This is a genomic window from Asticcacaulis sp. AC466 (assembly GCF_000495815.1).
In the GTDB taxonomy this organism is placed as follows: domain Bacteria; phylum Pseudomonadota; class Alphaproteobacteria; order Caulobacterales; family Caulobacteraceae; genus Asticcacaulis.
This window is the reverse complement of the sequence record NZ_AWGE01000001.1, coordinates 303,668-322,388: the sequence shown is the minus strand read 5'-3', so window position 1 is coordinate 322,388 and position 18,721 is coordinate 303,668. Positions and strand designations below refer to the sequence as shown.

Below are 18,721 nucleotides of genomic sequence, written 5' to 3'. Positions count from 1 at the left end.
ACGTGCATGCACGCCCGACTTACATTATGATACCGGTGTCACGGAGCCGGCAAATATACATCCGGAGACTGACGTTTGACGCTCATGACAAAAATAACCGACACAAGCCCCTCAAAGGCCTGTTCAGCGGACAAAAAGCCGTTTACCCGCGCTCATTTACCCGTACATTGACAATAGTCAACGCCATTTCGAAATTCATCATACAACATAATCAAAAAACGCACCGCAAAAAACGCATCATGGCAAAACTTTCCTCCTCCGCCCAAACCTCCCGCGAGCCCGCCGCGAAGGACGCCGTTGAAGATTTCCTGAAACGCCGCAAAAAGGCGACCATCAACGATGTGGCGCATCTGGCGCAGGTCTCCAAAAAGACCGTATCGCGCGTCATCAACAATTCGCCAAGTGTGCGCGAGGAAACACGTGATGCCGTAAACGACATTATCGCCCGCGTCGGCTTCCGGCCGGACCCGCAGGCGCGCGGCTTGGCATTCCGGCGGTCGTTCCTGCTTGGGCTGGTCTACGACAATCCCAATGCGCAATATATCGTCAATATGCAGATGGGCGCGCTCGACGGCCTGCGCGGCTCGGGTACAGAACTGGTCGTTCACCCATGCGACTGGCGTAGCGCTAACTTCCTGGAAGACATCCGCAACTTCGTCGAATCGCAACGTCTGGCCGGAGTCATCATCCTGCCGCCCATCGCCGAAGATCGCGACCTGCTGGCGCTCATGGACGAACTGGACATCCCCTATATCCGCATCACCGCGCGGTCGGGCGAGGATGCCACCCCGCCCATCCATGCGCAACAAATCGTATCGCGCGACCGCGAAGGCTGCCGCCAAGCCGGTGCCCATGTCGGCGAACTGGGCCACACGCGCATTGGTTATATTAGCGGCAATCTAGCCTACCCATCGGCCCACGAACGCCGCGCCGGCTTCGACGCCGGCCTGGCTGAGCACGACGTGACAATCGCGCCGGAACTGGAAGTTCCCGGCGATTATAGCTTCGAGTCCGGCTATGCGGGCGCCCGCACCCTGCTCAGCCACGCCAATCCACCGACAGCCCTGATCTGCGCCAACGACGAAATGGCCGCCGCCGCCTATCGGGCCGCCTTTGAAAAGGGGCTGCGTATCCCGGAAGACCTGACCATTATCGGTTTCGACGACGCGCCCATCGCCACGCGCATCTATCCGCCGCTGACCACGGTTCGCCTCCCCACCCGAGACATGGCGCGCATCGCCGCCGAGACCCTGATCCAGACCGAGGGCACCGTGAAGCCCACTGTGATAATCGACGCTGCCCTGGTCGTTCGCGGGTCGTCCGGACCGGCGCCGCGCTGATATTTGGTCAGATCATCATATGAATAATGGTTGTCAAACCGGGCACCAGCGTCTACCTGTACGCCGCATAAAACACGCTACCAAGGTTGCCACATGCCCAAGCCCCTTTCGTTTCATGCTGATCGCCTATTCTCGTCCGATCCCACACAGCGCGCCATTGCCCGCGAGTTATATGCCAGCGTAAAGAGCCTGCCGATCCTGTCGCCGCACGGCCATACCGATCCGTCGTGGTTCGCCGACAATCAGCCGTTCGAAAACGCCACTGCGCTGTTCCTGAGCCCCGACCACTACATTTACCGCATGTTGTACAGCCAGGGCATCGACATGGATGCGGTCGGCGTCGGTTCCAAGGCCGGTCCGTCTGCCGCCGATCCCCGCAAGGCATGGCATATCTTCGCGGCCAACCAGCACCTGTTCCGCGGCACACCCACCTATATGTGGATGTCCTATGTATTCGCCGAAATCATGGGCTTTAACGTCGCGCTCGATGAAACGACAGCCGATCTGTATTTCGATCGTATCGGCGAACTGCTGGCGACGGCGGACTATCGCCCGCGCGCCCTGTTTGAGCGCTTCAATATTGAACTGCTGGCTACGACCGAAGGGCCGACCGATACCCTGGAACACCACCAGAAAATCAAGGACTCCGGCTGGAAGGGCCGCGTTGTGACCGCCTATCGTCCGGACCCGGTCATTGATCCCGAGCACGAGGATTTCCACGACAAGCTGAAGCTGTTCGCCGACCTGACGGGTGAGGATGTCCATAGCTGGAAGGGCTACCTGGCCGCGCACCGCAAGCGTCGTGACGTGTTCAAAACCTACGGCGCCACCTCGACCGACCACGGCCACCCCACCGCCCAAACGGCCAATCTGTCGCATTCGGATACCAAGGACCTATTCCACCGCGTCCTTAAAAAGCATGTGTCGCCAGAAGATGCCGAACTGTTCCGTGCCCAGATGCTGACCGAAATGGCGCGCATGTCGCTCGACGACGGCCTGACCATGCAGATTCACCCGGGCTCATTCCGTAATCATAACAAGCAGGTGTTCGACGCCTATGGCCGCGACAAGGGCTGCGACATCCCTCTGCCGACCAACTATGTCCACGCGCTCAAGCCCTTGCTCGACGTTTTCGGCAACGAGAAGACCCTGACCGTCATCCTGTTCACCCTGGACGAAACCAACTATTCGCGCGAACTGGCACCGCTGGCCGGCCACTATCCGATCCTTAAGCTCGGCCCCTCCTGGTGGTTCCACGATAGCCCCGAAGGCATGACGCGCTTCCGTGAGCAGGTCACCGAAACAGCCGGTTTCTATAATACGGTCGGCTTCAACGACGACACGCGCGCCTTCCTATCCATTCCGGCCCGCCACGATGTCGCCCGCCGCATCGACGCCAACTTCCTGGCACGCCTGGTAGCCGAACATCGCCTGCCCATTGAGGACGCAAGCGACGTTATACAGGACCTGACCTACAATCTGCCGAAGGCTGCCTACAAGCTCTAAAGCCACCGGATTGACGCCAGTTCGCTCCTGGGCAACTAGCGTCTGGGTTTCCTTGCCTTCCACGCTAATTCACACGGGTCAGCTTATCCGGGTTCCGCTGGAACCAGATGGCCTGAATCTGTCCGTCCTGGATTTCGAGGCTCATGACGTCCGTGTAGCCATCGGCGTGCGTCGTGAGCAACGACATCGCGCCATTGACACGGTCGTAACGCAGCCGCGCCGTCGTATGATTGCGGAATTTCTGATAAATGCCCGCCATGAAGGCGCCGACGCGACGCGGTCCTTCGAGGATGTTTATGGCGGCCGATATCTTGCCGCCGCCGTCGGAATACAGCTTAACGTCTTGGGCCAACATGGCTTCCAGCGCGGCGACATCTCCCTTTTGCGAAGCCGTGACAAAGGCTTCGAGGTAGCGCCGTTCATCGTCCGGCGCCACCTTGAAACGGGGACGGCTGGACCGCACATGGGCCCGGGCGCGCGAGGCCAGTTGGCGGCAGCTGTCCTCGGATCGGTCCAGAGTCGCGGCGATATCCGCGAAGCCGATATCGAACACGTCGTGGAGCAGAAAGCTGGCGCGTTCCAGCGGCGTCAGGCGTTCAAGGGCATAGAGAAGGCCCATGGAGAAGTCGTCGGCCAGCTCCGAGGCCGATGACGCTCCGGTGAAATCACTGATGTCGTGCAGCGGTTCGGGCAGCCACGGACCGACATAGTCGACACGTGTCCGATGTGCCGACTTGAGCACATCCAGGCAGATACGTGTGACAATACGGGTCAGATAGGCACGCCTGAAGGCGATCCCAGCCGGGTCGGTATCGCGGATGCGCAGGAACGTATCCTGCACGGCGTCTTCCGCTTCGGCCATCGTACCCAGCATACGATAGGCGACGCCGAGCAGGTATCTGCGCTCACTTTCAAACCAGTCGACGTCCATGGTTGCTCCTTCCTTGAAGACTGGACTCCGCTACGGATATCACGCCGCCTTATCCGCCGCATGCAGGAAGCGCATGGAGATGGCAATCCGGTTCCAGGCGTTGATCATGGCGATGCACAAGGTCAGATCGGCCATCTCCTTGTCGCTGAACTCTGCCTTTACCTGGGCATAGGTGGCGTCCTCGGCGCGATCTTCGGCAATCCGCGCCAGAGCTTCCGCCCAGGCCAGAGCGGCACGCTCCCTGGCTGTGAACATGCGTGATTCCTGCCAAGCATTGAGAATGTTGAGGCGGACATCCGTGTCGCCAGCCTTCAACGCCTCTTCGCGATGCATGTGCAGGCAGAAGGCGCAGCCATTGATCTGCGAGACGCGCAGCTTGACCAAGCTGATAAGTTTCGCATCGAGGGCACCGTGCAGATAGGTTTCGACGGCGGTCATGCCGTTATATCCTTCGGCAGCCAAGGCCGCGATATTCAGACGATTGAAATTCATGATAGTCTCTCCTGTGTGGGTGAAAGAGAGACGAGCCAGCCGGTCGCGGTGTGACATCGCCCGCTATTTTTTTGTAATCAGCTAGGGACACAGGTCCTGGTTGGCATTTTTGCTGTTGATCATGACACCGGTATCACATAGGTTCCGCCCCACCAGAAAAGTAAGGTAAGCCAGATGACGCACGCAGATATCGCCCACCGCTTTGTTACCGCCCGCAAGACCGCGGCGGCCCTGGTCGAATATCCTGGTGATATCCCTGAGGCGATGGCTGATTCCTACCGCATCCAGGACGCCGCCCTCGACGCCTGGCACCAACCGCTCGTCGGTTGGAAGATCGCCCGCATCCATCCCGATTTTCAGGCCCGGCACGGCGAACGCATGGCCGGTCCCATATTTGCCAACACCTTGAAAGACTACACCGGCGAAGAACTGGTCTATCCCGTATTTACCGGCGGGTTCGCGGCGGTCGAAGCCGAATTTGTCCTGCGCATCGACCACGACGCCGATCCGGAAAAAACAGAATATAGCGAAGAAGAGGCCCTGCGCCTTTGCGACGCCCTGTTCGCCGGCGTCGAAGTGGCGGGCTCCCCCTTCCCCAAGATCAATGAATTAGGCCCGACCGTTACCGCGTCGGATTTCGGCAACAATTTCGGCGAAATCCTCGGCCCCAAGCTGCTGGAAATCGATTCCGACACCACGCTAGATACTGTGTCGCCGGACGCGCTGAAAAATTTCAAATCGAAGACCGAAATCGACGGCCAGATTGTTGGCGAAGGCGGGTTGTTCGTCATGCCCGGTGGCCCGTTTCAGGCGCTGGCCTGGCTGGCCGGACACCTGGCGCAACGCGGCCGTCCGCTCAAACGGGGGCAACTGGTGTCCACCGGCCAGACTACGGGCGTGCACAGCATTGCAGCGGGTCAAACTTCTGTTATTACGTTCTCGGGCATCAAAGAGGCGCAAATCCGTTTGCGTGTCGAACCTCTGACCACCCGCCACACTGAAATCGCCTGATCGAGGAACCCGCATGTCCAAGAGCTTTGTTTGTTTCGGCGAACTGCTGATCCGCCTGAGCGTTACCGGCGGGCATGTCCTGGAGGCGTTGGCGCCGCTTCAACCGGTTGTCGGCGGGGCGGAAGCCAATGTCGCCGTGGGCCTGGCCCGTCTGGGCCATGATACCCGGATGGTTAGCCGGGTACCCGAAAATGGCCTGGGTACGGCGGCAATCAACGAATTGCGCCGATGGGGCGTCGGCACGCAAAACATCACCCGCGGGCCGCAACGCATGGGGCTTTATTTCCTGACGCCCGGCGCGATTCATCGCCCGTCAGATATCGTTTATGATCGGGCCGGCTCCGCCTTTGCGGTCGCCGACTTCAGCCAGCTCGACTGGCCCGCCCTGTTACAAGATGCCAGTTGGCTCCACGTCTCGGGCGTGACGGCGGCATTGGGGGAAAACTGCGTTACCGCCGCGCTCAACGCCATGCAGCAGGCGCGCACGCTGGGCGTTCAGGTGTCGTTCGATTGCAATTACCGCCCCAAACTCTGGGCCGACTGGGGCGGCGATGCGCCGGCCTATATTACGCAGCTGATGGCCCAGGCCGATCTAATCTTCGGCGGCTACCGCGATATCGAACTGGTCTCTGGCCAGCGCTTTGCTGATGAACGCGCCGCCGCCGATCATGCCTTCGCCAGTTTTCCAAATTTGGAGCGTCTGATATGCACCCGCCGGGAGCAGGTCAATGTCGATCATAACCGCCTGACCGGCCTGATGTATCTGCGCGACCGGTCGTTGGAAACCGACACTTATAGCATTGAGCGCATCGTCGATCGCATAGGCGGCGGCGACGCGTTTGCCGCCGGTGTCATGCACGGCCTGCTGACCGGTGCGACGGATGAAAAGGCTCTGGATTACGGCATTGCCTGCGCCTGCCTGAAACACGCCCAACCGGGTGACGCCAGCCTGGCGACCCCGGCCGACCTGGAAGCCTTCCTGAGCGACGATGGCTTCGATGTAAAGCGCTAGAGCCTCATGCCGAAAAGTGGACCCCATTTTTCGGCATGAGGCGGCTCAACTGAGCCGACGAAAGCTCTAGCGATTATACCGCCGCGCACGCCCGGCGTCTATTTCACGATATCGTCCACAGTGCCGCGCGTAACGTCGTGATAGCCGGGTCTTGCCTCGGCATAGACCGACTTGGCCATATCGACGCCCCATCCCGGCTGTGCCATCAGGCTCTTGTAAAGCGGCACGACATACTTGCGGCGGCCTTGCGAGACAAGGAACTCACGCACCGCCGGCAGGGCGGGCTGGTACTGATGCTTGATTGCCTGTTGCAGCCATGCAAACAGAATCTCCGAGTTGTGCGACTTGCTGAACCCGTAGACGGCGTCCAAATCGGCCATCTGGTCCGGAGACAGATTGTCCGGAAGGTGCGTCAAGAAATATTGCCACTGCGGAGAGCTATAGCCCTGGACGCTAAGAGATTTCGCCGACGCACCTTCCATGAAGGCCGCTACCTGCGCCGATACTTCGTTGAGCGCCTCTGAGGTTGGCGGGATCGCGTTGTCCGGCATCCCTTTGTCGTATAGCCACTGGCGAATCTTGAGCTGCTTTTCCAGGTCACTGTCGTTATGCAGAAGATGCGTGCGCAGATCGACCAGGAAAGCGTCGGTGGTCATGCTCTGGAAGGCGAAGCGCTGGAAATAACCCTTGAGATAGGCATCCAGTTTCTTGCGGCCGAAATGGGCCTCTAACATGCGCAGGAAGGCCGCACCCTTTTCATAGGGCACATCACTGAAATAATCGTCAGGATCGATATTGCGCAGGTCGGGATGCAGCCGCGTGAAATCTGATTTGCCGCTGTCGTTGAGGTCCTTGAGCGTCGCTTGCAGGTCCTGCCAGCCAAGCACGCGCAGCATGTCGGCGCGGTCCTTGTCATAAACCTCTTCCATGATGCGGCCTTCGAAATAGACCGTAAAGCCCTCGTTGAGCCAGAAGTCTTCCCAGGTCGCGTTGGTGACCAGATTGCCTGACCAGCTATGCGCCAGTTCATGCGCAATCAGTGACACCAGGGACTTGTCACCCGCCAGAATGGTTGGGGTGGCAAAGGTCAGGGTCGGGTTTTCCATGCCGCCGAATGGGAAGGACGGTGGCAGGACGAGGACATCGTAACGGCCCCACCTATACGGTCCATACAACTTTTCCGCCGCCTCAAGCATAGCCTGCATATCGGTGAATTCGGCCTTCGCCGCCGCCAGCGTCGCCTTTTCGGCATAGACGCCTGTACGCGACCCTTCAGGCGCGAAACCCAAGTCGCCGACCGCAATGGCGATCAGATAGGGCGCCACCGGCTCTTTCATGTCGAAGCGATACGCTCGCTGATTTGCATGGCCCTGTACTTTTTCGCCCTCAGGTGTCAGGCGTTCGGCGCTCATGACCGCCATCAGGTCGCGCGGCACCACTATGCGCGCGGTGTAGGTCTGACGAATGGCCGGCGAATCCTGAGTCGGGATCCAGGTACGGGTGTGAATTTCTTCGCCCTGGCTGAACAGAAAGGGCAACTTCTTGCCGGCGGTCTGCTCCGGTGACAGCCATTGCAGAGCCGTCCCGTCCTTGGTCGTCTTATACTTGACGACAATTTTCTGCGCCCCTTGTGGCAATTCGATCGTCAACGGCTTGCCCATCATGGCATTGCCCTTGCCCAGCGTGAACTTCAGCGGCGATCCGGAAGCATCTGTGACAGCCTCAATATCCAGCGCGCGCGTGTCGAGTATGACCTGTTTGGCATTGGCTTCGGTGATCAGGGTCAGAGTCGCTGTACCCGCCAGAGTCTTGGTCTGAAAATCGGCCGTGAGGTCGAGATCGACATGACTGACCCGCGCCTCCTGCGGGCGAGCATAGGAATGCGGATCAACGGTCTTGGCCACGATGGCCATCGGCGCGTTGTCTTCCGGGGCCTTGCGATCGCACGAGGTCAAGATGGCAGTAGCGCCCAATGTCATGACGACGGCAAGGCTTGCGAACAGGGCCTTCGCGGCTTTGGCTGTCATGGGGCGGATGTCCTCAGAGCATTGCGTACGGCGTATCCGCACATGTCTATTAAAGGCGAAAACCATACATCACACAACCGTGAAAATAGCACAAGAGCCGCCCGGCGCAACCGCCGGACGGCTCTTGATGAACAAATTGAATTGTCACGCGTTTTGGCCGCGTTACAAATTCGACAGGCGACGAGTCTTAAGCGCGATTGCGGCGCTTGAACTGCGCGCCTTCGGACTTCGGACGTGGCGCTTCGCTGTAGTGACTGCGGTCTCCGCCAAAGGCATTCTTGCCACTGGCATTGTCCTTGCGGGTCTGCGGCTTCTTGCCACGGAAATCGGCCGGCTTGGCCGGACGGTCGCCACGGAATTCGGGCTTCGGCCCACGCTCGGTGCGGCGTTCCGACGAATGCGCCCCACGTTCGGCTCGCTCTTCGCGCGGCCTGTCTTCACGGGGCCTGTCTTCACGGGGCTTAAATTCGCGCGGCGCATCGGCGTTGCGGTCTTCCCACGGCTTCTTCCGGCCTTGGGGCTTGCGATCGGCGAAATCCTTCTGGCCGCCAAAAGCCGGACGCTCGGAGAAATCCTTCTTGACGAAAGGCTTCTTCGCGCCAGCCGGAGCCGCCGGACGTTCGGCCGCCATCGGATCATAGTTGGCGGGGCGTTCGGCAAAATCACGCTTCTTGGCGCCGTACTTGCGATCGCCAAAGGACGAACCGCCCTCGCGACGGTCGGTGCGTTCCGGACGGCCCGGACGGCTGCGCTGACGCTTATGGACGAATTCAGCATCGCCATCAATGTGGCGCGCTTCCTTCTTGGCCGGAATACGGTCAGGAGTGGTCGGCTTTTCAGCAACGCCGGACGCCAGCATGGCTTCGTCAAGCAGCTTCAAAGCCTGGTCCTTACGGCGGTCGAACGACGGGATGCGCTGGCGCGTCATGCGTTCGATATCCTTCAGCATCTTGCGTTCGTCGTCCGAACAGAAGCTGATAGAGATCCCGGTCTTGCCGGCGCGGGCAGTACGGCCGATGCGGTGAACATAGGCTTCCGACACGTTCGGCAGCTCATAATTGATGACGTGCGAGACGCTGTCGACGTCGATACCGCGCGCAGCGATATCGGTGGCGACCAAGGCGCGTACCTTACCAGCCTTGAAGGCTTGAAGGGCGCGTTCGCGCTGACCTTGCGACTTGTCGCCGTGGATCGCGGCGGCTTCGATACCACCGGCTTGCAGATAGGCGGCAACCTTGTCAGCCGACCGCTTGGTGCGGGTGAAGACCAGGGTGCGAGACAGCTTGTCTTCGGCGTACAGTTCGGTCAGCAGGGCGCGCTTGCGCACCGCCTCGATGTAAATGACGCTTTGCTCAACGCGTTCGGCTGTCGTCGCTTCCGGTGTGACTTCGACCTTTTTCGGGTCTTTCAGCAGTTCGGAGGCCAGGAGGCCGATTTCCTTCGGCATGGTGGCCGAGAAGAACAGGTTCTGACGGGCGCCCTTGATGCGCGAGGCGATCTGGCGGATCGGCTTGACGAAGCCCAGGTCGAGCATCTGGTCGGCTTCGTCCAGAACGAAGAATTCAACAGCCGACAGATCGACGGTCTTTTGTTCGATATGGTCGATCAGGCGGCCGGGCGTGGCCACCAGGATATCGAGACCGTTGTTAAGGGCCTTATATTGCGGGCCATATTTGGCACCGCCGTAGATGGTGGCGATCTGCAGGCCGGTGCCGCGCGAATACTGCGCAAAGCTGTCGGCGATTTGCGAAGCCAGTTCGCGCGTCGGCGACAGAACCAGGACGCGCGTTTGGCGCGTCACGGGCATCTTGCGCTCGGACAGCACCTTTTGCAGGATGGGCAAGGCGAAGGCGGCCGTCTTGCCAGTGCCGGTCTGGGCGATGCCCAGCAGGTCATGGCCGTTCAGCAGGTGGGGAATGGCTTGGGCCTGGATCGGCGTCGGCGTGGTATAGCCGGAACGTTCCAGTTGCAGCAGCAGGGTGGCGGACAGGCCGAGATCGGAAAAGGTTTTGGTCACGTAGATCTTTCAAAAGCTTCGGGCTTCGCGAAAGCACACGCCTTCACAACGGCCCTTACCCGCATCTGTGCCATCACAGATCGGGAGGTGAGGGTCGAAGCGTTCGCGTGTCACGGACTTCGGTATTTTTGTTAGGGGCAGAAGGTTTGGTAAACCGTTCTTGGGAACTGGCGGTATGTACCTTCAAAAAGGCATACCTCACGCGGCCAGATTAACGGCGAAAATGCCGAAATAGTTATTTCGCATAAGCGAGAGCCGGTAAATGCCTGTTGTCCTATGAAAAGTCAAGGGTCGCCATAGATTTAAATCCACAGGCATTTTGCATGCGCCGCATCTCTTTTGGGCACCGACTCATTTTTTATAAACTATCAGGCGTTAAAGTTCCGCACAGCAAGGTTACATGCGCCAATGTGAAAACACCAGGCGTCGTGTGAGCTCCAGCCAAATCCATTGGCATTGCTCAGTATCTGTAATGCGTCCGCTTATCGATCAGCCATGTGCACATGCCGTGGCGCTAAATATTTATACATTCAGACTGATGCCCATGAACACACCCTCGCGCCAACCTTCGACGGTAAAGTCCGCAACGCCAAGCTTCTCCGGCCGACCGCAATCGAGCGATGGGGTGGAAGTGATCATGCCAGATCAATATAGTGATCGCCGGTCTGAACCCCGTCATGTGCGGGACGACACCGGGGTGTTGCTGTTTCTCTCCGACCACCAGATCATCAACTGCCGCATCCTGGATTCGAGCGCCACCGGCGCCCGTGTTGCCATGGAAGCCCTGTCGCATATTCCATCCGAAATTTGGCTGATCGACCTGAACAGCCAAATGGTCAAACGCGGGTCCGCTGCCTGGTCGATGGCGAACCGCATGGGTCTGAAGTTTAACTTCATTCAAAAACTGGCACCGGGCGACGCGCGTCCCGCAAAGGTGCCTCAGGAAGTGTACGATGCATGGCTACGTGTGACGAATGGCCCCGCAGCGGTAATCCAGGAAGTGCCTAAGCCCGAAGAACCGGACGAAGTGCTCTATTTCGATTGAGTCCTTACGCATCTACACTGCGCCAAACCGCGCGATAGACACAACCGTTTAAACGTGACGCGACGAACGGCAAACCCCCGTCCACTCTTGAACTGTGAATAACAGTCCATCCGAACACTGATGATGTGTTGGCCCAATCTATCGCCCACAGGACGATAGCAGACCTAATTGCACCCTGAACGTGGGCCCACCGATCAGCCGACGCCGACTATTGCAATGAGCGGAACTTCAGCGTGCCGTTGACTGCTTTCAATTCGTCCAAGGCCTCCTTCGGATAGCCGCGGTCGACATCGACGATCACATAGCCGAGAGTTTCGTTGGTCTTCAGGTGCTGAGCCAGCACGTTCAGATCATGCTTGGCCATGATCTGGTTGATGGCAGCCAGCACACCCGGCACGTTTTTATGAAGGTGCAGCAAACGATGGCGGCCATCAACTTCCGACAACTGAACATGCGGCATGTTCACGCTGAAGGTAGTATCCCCACGATTGAGGAAATTCAGCAGGCGTTCGGACGCAAACTGGCCAATGGCTTCCTGTGCTTCCTCGGTCGAACCGCCGATATGCGGCGTCAGGATAAGATTTTTCAGGCCAATCAGCGAACTGACAAAGGGATCGTCATTGGTGCGCGGCTCTTCCGGGAACACATCGACGGCGGCACCATAGATCTTACCCGATTGCAGCGCCTGAGACAGAGCGTCGATGTCGACGACATGACCGCGCGACAGGTTGATAAACAGCGCCCCGTCCTTCATGCGCGCGAATTGCGCCGCGCCGAATATATTCTTGTTTTCCGCGCGACCGTCGACGTGGAGCGACACCACATCGGCTTCGGCCAGCAGCGCGTCCAGCGAACGGTAACGCTTCGCATTGCCGAGCGTCAGCTTCTCCGCCAGATCGAAATAGATGACGCGCATGCCGAAGGCTTCGGCCAGGATCGACAATTGCGAGCCGATGGCACCATAACCGATAATGCCCAAGGTCTTGCCGCGCACTTCGTGGGCGCCGGTGGCCGACTTGTCCCACTTGCCGCCGTGCATCTGTACCGACTTGTCGTAGATATTCCGTGTCAGGATGACCGTCAGGCCCATGACCATTTCCACCACGGACCGTGTATTGGAATAGGGGGCGTTGAAGACCGCGATCCCTTTTTTCGAACACGCCTCAAGGTCGATTTGATTGGTGCCGATGCAGAAGGCGCCGACAGCCATCAGCTTGTCTGCGGCTTCGACCGCCTTTGCCGTCAGGTTGGTCTTCGACCGCAGGCCCAGAATGTGCACACCCTGTAACGCCTTGATAAGGTCGTCTTCGTCCAACGCACCCTTTACGGTGGTCACATCATAGCCCTCCTCACGGAAGGCGCGTATCGCTTCGGGGTGAATATTTTCGAGCAGAAGCACCTTCAACTTGGAGCGCGGGAAGCTGTAGCGGCCCTGATATCCTTCTGCGTGTAGGACTTCGTCGAACGACACGGCGACATGTGCGGTATCGCCCGTGACGGCGGCAACCACCTTCGGGCGCGCCACATTTTCCGTGAAGGCATAGAAACGCGAGGCCGCGCCGCCCTTGTACACCTCGAAATCGGTCCAGCCATCGCCGATCATGACGATATCGCCGGTCAGGCCCAATTGGCCGACAGCGGTAATCTTGCCGCCATCCTGACTGAGCGGGTTGGTCTGATCGACACCCGTCGCGACACCGTCTTCATTCCAGATCAGGCGATTGGCCAGCACATATTCGGCGGCGATGCCATAATCGGCGACGACCGCGTCGATAAAGTCGTGAAAGCCACCGGAAATAATCCGGAACTTGCCCGGGTTTTCTCCGAAAACCGCCCGGTTGCGTTCGATGGACACCGACACCTTGGTTTTCAGCACTTCGATAAGGGCGGCGATGTCATCGCGCGTCGGCTTGAGAATCTGGACGCGGCGGTTGAGCGCGTCGGCAAAGGAGATTTCGCCGGACATCGCCTGATCGGTCAGGCTCTTGATATGGGCGACATCCGCCGCCCGGGCCGGATCAGCCGCAGACAGCAATTCCGCCAGGATATCGAGCGCCTCGACCGAGGTGAAGGTCGAATCAAAATCGAGCACCAGGGTGGCGAGGGTCGGTTGGGGGAAGCTTGCATTCATAGCGGTCACGCCTATCTAAGGGCGTCAAAGGCTCACAGGAGCCGTTCGCCCGGCTTTTACAGTCGCGCGCCAAATAAGATAAAAGTGCCCCCCGCACAACCGCCTTCGCCATTTATTATGGCATGTGGCGGCTTAATTCTTTAAAACTGTTGTCCAATGACCCAAAAGCCTGCAAAACCCGTAAATTCTGCAACGAAATCTACTGAATTCATGCCTGATACCATCGACCCCACCGAAGACTATTCCGCCCGCTTCGTCATCGAGGCGCATCCTGTCCACGGGCGTGTGGTCCGGCTGGGCGACACGATAGACCAGATCCTAAAGGCGCACGATTATCCGCCGGTGATCGCCAACCTGCTTGGCGAAGCTTGCGTGCTGGCCGTGCTGGTCGGGGCATCGCTGAAATTCGAGGGCCGGCTGATCCTTCAGGCCCAGGGCGATGGCGTTGTGCGCTATGTCGTGGCCGACTACGATACGCGCGGCGGCCTGCGGGGCTTCTGCCGCTTCGACCGCGCCGAACTGGATGCCCTTATCGCTAATAATGAAAACAAGTTCCAAAGCCTCGGCGCCCAAAGCCTTCTGGGCAAGGGCACCTTCATCATGACTCTCGATCCGGAAGATCATGGTGAGCGGTATCAGGGCATTACTCCGATCGAAGGGGAAAGCCTCGCCCTGTGTGCCGAACATTATTTCGCCCAGTCGGAGCAGGTCCCGACCCAGATCAAGCTGGCCGTCAGCGAGACAACCGGATTGGACGGGCGTCACTGGCGCGCCGCCGGCGCCATGATCCAGGCCATCGCCGCCGATGAAACCCGTGGCGAAACCAAAGAGTCCTTCCAGCATATCCGCGCCCTGTTCGAAACCCTGGGCGAGGAAGAGCTGACTGATTTCGACCTGTCCGCCGACCGCCTGCTCTACCGCCTGTTCCATGAGGACGGCGTGCGGCTATCGGCCCCGAAGCACATACATAAGCTATGCCGCTGCTCCCAGGACCGTGTCGAAGGTCTGGTGCAGTCCTTCAGCCCCGAGGAACAGGCTGAAATGCTCGAAGCCGACGGGAAGGTGCACATCACCTGCGAGTACTGCTCCAAAACCTTTCTGGTCGGGTTGTAAATCATGGCCGGCTTCAGCTTTTCCACGCCCGCCTGGGTCGATGAGATCAATGAAGCCGCGCCAATTTTCGCAACCATCGAGGCACGCGCGGCTTTCGTGATCGAGATGTCTCGACGCACGGTCATGGAAGGCACAGGCGTCCCCTTTGCCGCTGCGGTGTTCGAAATGAGCACCGGTCGCCTTGTCGCGCTTGGCGTCAACCTGGCCCTGCGTGAGAAGTCGTCTATCCTGCATGCCGAAATGGTCGCGATCTGCCTGGCCGAACGTCGGCTGGCCAATGGCGACGTGCCGATCAGCGCCTGTGAGCTGGTCAGCAGTTCCGAACCCTGCGCCATGTGTGGCGGCGCCATTCCCTGGACGGGGGTTCGGCGTCTTGTCTGCTCCGCCCGCGCCGCCGACGACCGCCGCGTTCAGTTCGACGAAGGCGACAAGCGCGGCGACTGGGCTGACACCTACCGCGGGCGCGGCATTGACGTAATAACCGACGTTCACCGACTGGATGCCGTAGCCGTGCTTGAGGCCTATACCACGCCGGGCACTGACCTCTATGCCGCCCGCCAGCGCGCCGGATTGGGGCTCTGACACATGCGGAGATTGCACGTCTGAAAAACAGCGTTATGCTAATCCCTGGCCTGAAAATATAACCCGGCCGGGGAAACGTCCATGACCAGCCTATTCCGCCATCCATCGCGACGCGGCCTGATCGGCTGTACGGGCGCTGTGGCCATTGCCGGTGCTCTGCGCGCGAGCCACGCCTTCCCCCAGACGATAACGGCCGCGCCACCACCGGGCACGGATGCCGACCATGACACGGCCAATCTAGCGGCCGGTAGGGACCTCGCCAACCACCTGACAATCGACGTGCAAATCAATGGCCAAGGCCCGTATCACTTCGTGGTCGACACCGGCGCCGAAAGATCGGTCATCGCGGATAATGTCGCCATGCGTCTCGCCTTGCCTGCCGGCAGGCCGGTGACCATCGATGGCATATCGAAGCGCATCGAGGTCCCGAGCAGTCATATAGACAGCCTCTCCTTTGGGCCATTCAACCGTACGGGTCTAGACTTGCCCGTGCTGCCGCGCACCTCGTTGTTCGCCGATGGCTATCTTGGCCTGGACGTCATCAATGGGACGCGTGTCACCTTCGATTTCCAGCACCGCCTCATGCGTATAGAACAGCCGAAATCAAAGCCCAACACACCCGGACGCGGCGTGGAATCGACACACATACACACCAAGGGCAGCGATGGCCGATTGCGTATCATAGACTGCTTGGTCGATAACATGTCCGCCACTGCCTTCATCGATACCGGCGCCGAGGTTTCGGTCGGCAATGTCGCCTTGATGACCGCATTGAAGGCGCGCAACCGCCAGCTTGGCTCACGCGGCACGATGACGCTGACCGGCGTTACGGGCGGCGAATTCACCGGCGATATATTGCCGGTCAAACGTATCCGACTACAGGACCTGACCTTTACCGACGGCACGCTGGTGATCGCCGACGTGCCGGATTTCAGTGTCTGGAAACTGCGGCAACGCCCTGCCCTGCTGATCGGCATGGATTACCTGCGGCAATTTTCGGCCGTGACTATCGACTACCGCAGTAAGGAAATCCGCTTCGACCTCAGCCTCGCGCCGCCCAGACTTCTGCCGGGCGTAAAAATAGACCGCACGGCCTGATAGAGATATCGAAACCTTACGCGTGCGGCCATAATGCTGGATTTCGCGCAAATCGGGCCGCGAAACGCCTCGAACCGGTTCATGTCTAAATACACACCAGGCCAGACGATCAATGCCACAAGACAGATCGATGATCCGATATCGTCAAGGCAACGGTCCCAAACTGCTGCTCATTCATGGTCTGGGCGGTACCTGGCAATCCTGGCGCCTGGTTCTGCCCCGACTGACCTCTGCGCGAGAGGTGATCGTGATTGACCTGCCCGGCCATGGAGATGCACCGGCAGAGGGCGACAGCGGTACATTCAACGGCTTGACCGCATCGGTCGAACGTTTGTTAGACCGGGAAGGCTGGCAAGGAGTTGATGTGGTTGGCAGTTCGATGGGCGGGCGCATGGTGCTGGAACTGTCGCGGCGGGGTCTGGTTGGCGCCGCGGTCGCGCTTGATCCCGGCGGCTTTTGGCAAGGATGGGAGCGCAACTATTTCGACGCCAGTCTGATGGCGTCAGGGCTTTTATTGCGCGGATTGAAAGCAGGCCTGCCGGCCCTGGCAAAAAATACCGTCCTGCGCAACCTGCTCCTGCTGCAACTGTCGGCGCGCGCTTCGTCTCTCCCGTCCGATTTCGCAGCCGATGAATTGAAGCATTTCGCCAACACCGGAACCTGTACCGCTCTCGTCACCGACCTGTACAACAGCCCGATGCAAACGGGACCATCGGCGGCATCATCGGGTCCGGTCACCATCGGTTGGGGACGCCAGGATCGCCTGTGCCTGCCCGCCCAGGCCGAGCGGGCATTGGCCGCATTTCCGCACGCCACGCTGCACTGGTTCGAACGGTGCGGGCATTTTCCGATGTGGGACCAGCCAGAACAGACGGCAGACCTGATCCTACGCCGCACGGCCCTCGGGACGAATTAGGTGGGCCTTAGCCCTGAACGTCGAGCGAGTAGCCGGCTGAGCGAACCGTACGGATCGGGTCGAAATCGGCACCATTGTTCAGTGCCTTGCGCAGGCGACCGACATGGACGTCAACCGTGCGGGCTTCGACATAGACATCATTACCCCAGACGGCGTCGAGCAATTGTTCACGCGAAAAAACGCGGCGGGGATATTGCATCAGATAATCGAGCAGCTTGTATTCCGTCGGCCCCAGATGGATGTCGCGGCCGGCACGCTGAACACGATGAGACAGGCGGTCAACGCTGATCTCGCCGAATTCGACCCGGTCTTCCGACAGGGCCGGACGAATGCGGCGCAGGACTGCGCGAATACGCGCCATCAGCTCGACCATGGAGAACGGTTTGACGACATAATCGTCCGCGCCGGTATCCAGGCCCCGGATACGATCGGTCTCTTCCGAGCGTGCGGTCAGCATGACTATGGGCAGGTTGCGCGTCTGGGTTTGCTGACGCACGCGGCGGCAGACCTCGATGCCGGATACCTTCGGCATCATCCAGTCGCAGACGAGAAGATCAGGCACACGCTCCTTGATCATCACCAGGGCTTCGTCGCCGTCCGTCGCCAGACCGACTTCGTAGCCTTCCTTCTCAAGATTATAGCTGAGCAGGGTCCCCAGCGCGTCTTCGTCTTCGGCAATGATGATGTAGGGCTTCATAACACTCTAATCTATTCCAGATTGCTCAGCGTATTGGCCTTCGGGCGGCTTTCGACATAGTCTTCGCCCGTCAGCTCGTAATTGATATGTTCGGCCATGTTGGTCGCGTAATCGCCAATGCGTTCCAGATTTTTGGCCATGAAAAGCAGGTGGGTGCAGGCTGAGATGGTGCGCGGATCGCCCATCATGTAGGTCAGCAGTTCGCGGAACAGAGCGTTGTAATGTTCATCGACTTCGGTATCCGAAGCCCAGACGCTCTGGGCCAGGTCGGCCTTGCCGCCCTTGTAGGCGTCCAGCACGTCGCGCAGACGTGACGACACAAGCTTACCCATCCGTTCGATGGAACGCGTCAGCGGTGTCATCGGTTCAGCTTCGGAAATGACCAAGGACCGCTTGGCGATATTCTTGGCCAGATCACCGGTGCGCTCCAGAGCGGTCGCCAGCTTCATGGCGGCGACGGTCTTACGCAGATCCTCGGCCAAAGGCTGACGCAGGGCGATCAATCGAATGCACTTGCGCTCGATGTCTTTTTCCAGTTCGTCGAGCTTGTGATCGCGACCGACGACGCTTTGCGCCAAGGCGACATCGCGGCGGGCAACAGCTTCGACAGCTTCGGCAACCTGAGCCTCGGCCAGCCCCCCCATCAGGACAACCTCAGCGGAAAGCTGGTCGAGTTCGTCGCCGTAAGTCTTGACGATATGATTGTTCATCTTGATCGGCACCTTGATATTCCCTGATCTGAAGCCTGACGCCATGGCGCCTGAATTGTCAGGAACTATAGCCCATTAGGCGGTTTTTGTGAC

General features: G+C 59.4%; 16 protein-coding genes. 9 read left to right on the top strand and 7 right to left on the bottom strand.

What is annotated here, in order from left to right; all coding sequences use genetic code 11:
* Window positions 1-239: 239 nt before the first annotated feature.
* The gene (locus AEAC466_RS0121895) at window positions 240-1,340 is read left to right on the top strand and encodes a LacI family DNA-binding transcriptional regulator (protein ID WP_035429047.1); all 1,101 of its coding nucleotides are present in this window, start codon (window positions 240-242) and stop codon (window positions 1,338-1,340) included.
* 93 nt (window positions 1,341-1,433) lie between these two features.
* Complete coding sequence (gene uxaC / locus AEAC466_RS24525) at window positions 1,434-2,846, top strand: glucuronate isomerase (RefSeq protein WP_023456345.1); 1,413 nt, start codon at window positions 1,434-1,436, stop codon at window positions 2,844-2,846.
* A gap of 64 nt (window positions 2,847-2,910) precedes the next feature.
* Here uxaC and AEAC466_RS24520 read toward each other — a convergent pair whose 3' ends face one another.
* Entirely contained in the window at window positions 2,911-3,777 is an 867-nt protein-coding gene (locus AEAC466_RS24520; RefSeq protein WP_023456344.1) for a sigma-70 family RNA polymerase sigma factor, read from the bottom strand.
* A 39-nt stretch (window positions 3,778-3,816) separates the two neighbouring features.
* Window positions 3,817-4,269 (bottom strand): carboxymuconolactone decarboxylase family protein, encoded by a 453-nt coding sequence (locus AEAC466_RS24515; RefSeq protein ID WP_023456343.1) that lies wholly within the window; start codon window positions 4,267-4,269, stop codon window positions 3,817-3,819.
* 174 nt (window positions 4,270-4,443) lie between these two features.
* Here AEAC466_RS24515 and AEAC466_RS24510 point away from each other — a divergent pair, with 174 nt between their 5' ends.
* Complete coding sequence (locus tag AEAC466_RS24510) at window positions 4,444-5,280, top strand: 2-keto-4-pentenoate hydratase (protein ID WP_023456342.1); 837 nt, start codon at window positions 4,444-4,446, stop codon at window positions 5,278-5,280.
* A gap of 13 nt (window positions 5,281-5,293) precedes the next feature.
* Window positions 5,294-6,292: a sugar kinase gene (locus AEAC466_RS24505; RefSeq protein WP_023456341.1), complete on the top strand. Its 999-nt coding sequence runs from the start codon at window positions 5,294-5,296 to the stop codon at window positions 6,290-6,292.
* Window positions 6,293-6,390: 98 nt separating this feature from the next.
* On the opposite strand, the gene AEAC466_RS24500 is transcribed toward AEAC466_RS24505, so the two are convergent.
* A complete protein-coding gene (locus AEAC466_RS24500; RefSeq protein WP_023456340.1) occupies window positions 6,391-8,319 on the bottom strand; it encodes a M1 family metallopeptidase in 1,929 nt (642 codons plus the stop codon).
* Between the two features lie 187 nt (window positions 8,320-8,506).
* Window positions 8,507-10,336 carry a DEAD/DEAH box helicase gene (locus AEAC466_RS24495; RefSeq protein WP_023456339.1) on the bottom strand — a complete coding sequence of 610 codons (1,830 nt, stop codon included), beginning with the start codon at window positions 10,334-10,336 and terminating at the stop codon, window positions 8,507-8,509.
* A 544-nt stretch (window positions 10,337-10,880) separates the two neighbouring features.
* On the opposite strand from AEAC466_RS24495, the gene AEAC466_RS24490 reads away from it, so the two are divergent.
* The gene (locus AEAC466_RS24490) at window positions 10,881-11,381 is read left to right on the top strand and encodes a hypothetical protein (protein WP_023456338.1); all 501 of its coding nucleotides are present in this window, start codon (window positions 10,881-10,883) and stop codon (window positions 11,379-11,381) included.
* Window positions 11,382-11,589: 208 nt separating this feature from the next.
* Here AEAC466_RS24490 and serA read toward each other — a convergent pair whose 3' ends face one another.
* Window positions 11,590-13,512 carry a phosphoglycerate dehydrogenase gene (gene serA / locus AEAC466_RS24485; protein WP_023456337.1) on the bottom strand — a complete coding sequence of 641 codons (1,923 nt, stop codon included), beginning with the start codon at window positions 13,510-13,512 and terminating at the stop codon, window positions 11,590-11,592.
* A gap of 210 nt (window positions 13,513-13,722) precedes the next feature.
* On the opposite strand from serA, the gene AEAC466_RS24480 reads away from it, so the two are divergent.
* The 4 genes from AEAC466_RS24480 to AEAC466_RS24465 all read left to right on the top strand — a co-directional run bounded on the left by AEAC466_RS24480 (window position 13,723) and on the right by AEAC466_RS24465 (window position 17,221).
* A complete protein-coding gene (locus tag AEAC466_RS24480; protein ID WP_031238028.1) occupies window positions 13,723-14,625 on the top strand; it encodes an Hsp33 family molecular chaperone in 903 nt (300 codons plus the stop codon).
* Window positions 14,626-14,628: 3 nt separating this feature from the next.
* Window positions 14,629-15,207 carry a nucleoside deaminase gene (locus AEAC466_RS24475; protein WP_023456335.1) on the top strand — a complete coding sequence of 193 codons (579 nt, stop codon included), beginning with the start codon at window positions 14,629-14,631 and terminating at the stop codon, window positions 15,205-15,207.
* Window positions 15,208-15,288: 81 nt separating this feature from the next.
* Window positions 15,289-16,305: an aspartyl protease family protein gene (locus AEAC466_RS24470; RefSeq protein WP_023456334.1), complete on the top strand. Its 1,017-nt coding sequence runs from the start codon at window positions 15,289-15,291 to the stop codon at window positions 16,303-16,305.
* Window positions 16,306-16,435: 130 nt separating this feature from the next.
* Entirely contained in the window at window positions 16,436-17,221 is a 786-nt protein-coding gene (locus AEAC466_RS24465; RefSeq protein WP_023456333.1) for an alpha/beta fold hydrolase, read from the top strand.
* Window positions 17,222-17,228: 7 nt separating this feature from the next.
* Here the strand turns inward: AEAC466_RS24465 and phoB are convergent, their stop codons facing one another.
* Together phoB and phoU are read right to left on the bottom strand one after the other, a co-directional pair.
* Window positions 17,229-17,918 carry a phosphate regulon transcriptional regulator PhoB gene (phoB, locus tag AEAC466_RS24460; RefSeq protein WP_023456332.1) on the bottom strand — a complete coding sequence of 230 codons (690 nt, stop codon included), beginning with the start codon at window positions 17,916-17,918 and terminating at the stop codon, window positions 17,229-17,231.
* A gap of 11 nt (window positions 17,919-17,929) precedes the next feature.
* A complete protein-coding gene (phoU, locus tag AEAC466_RS24455) occupies window positions 17,930-18,628 on the bottom strand; it encodes a phosphate signaling complex protein PhoU (RefSeq protein WP_031238027.1) in 699 nt (232 codons plus the stop codon).
* Between the last annotated feature and the right edge of the window lie 93 nt (window positions 18,629-18,721).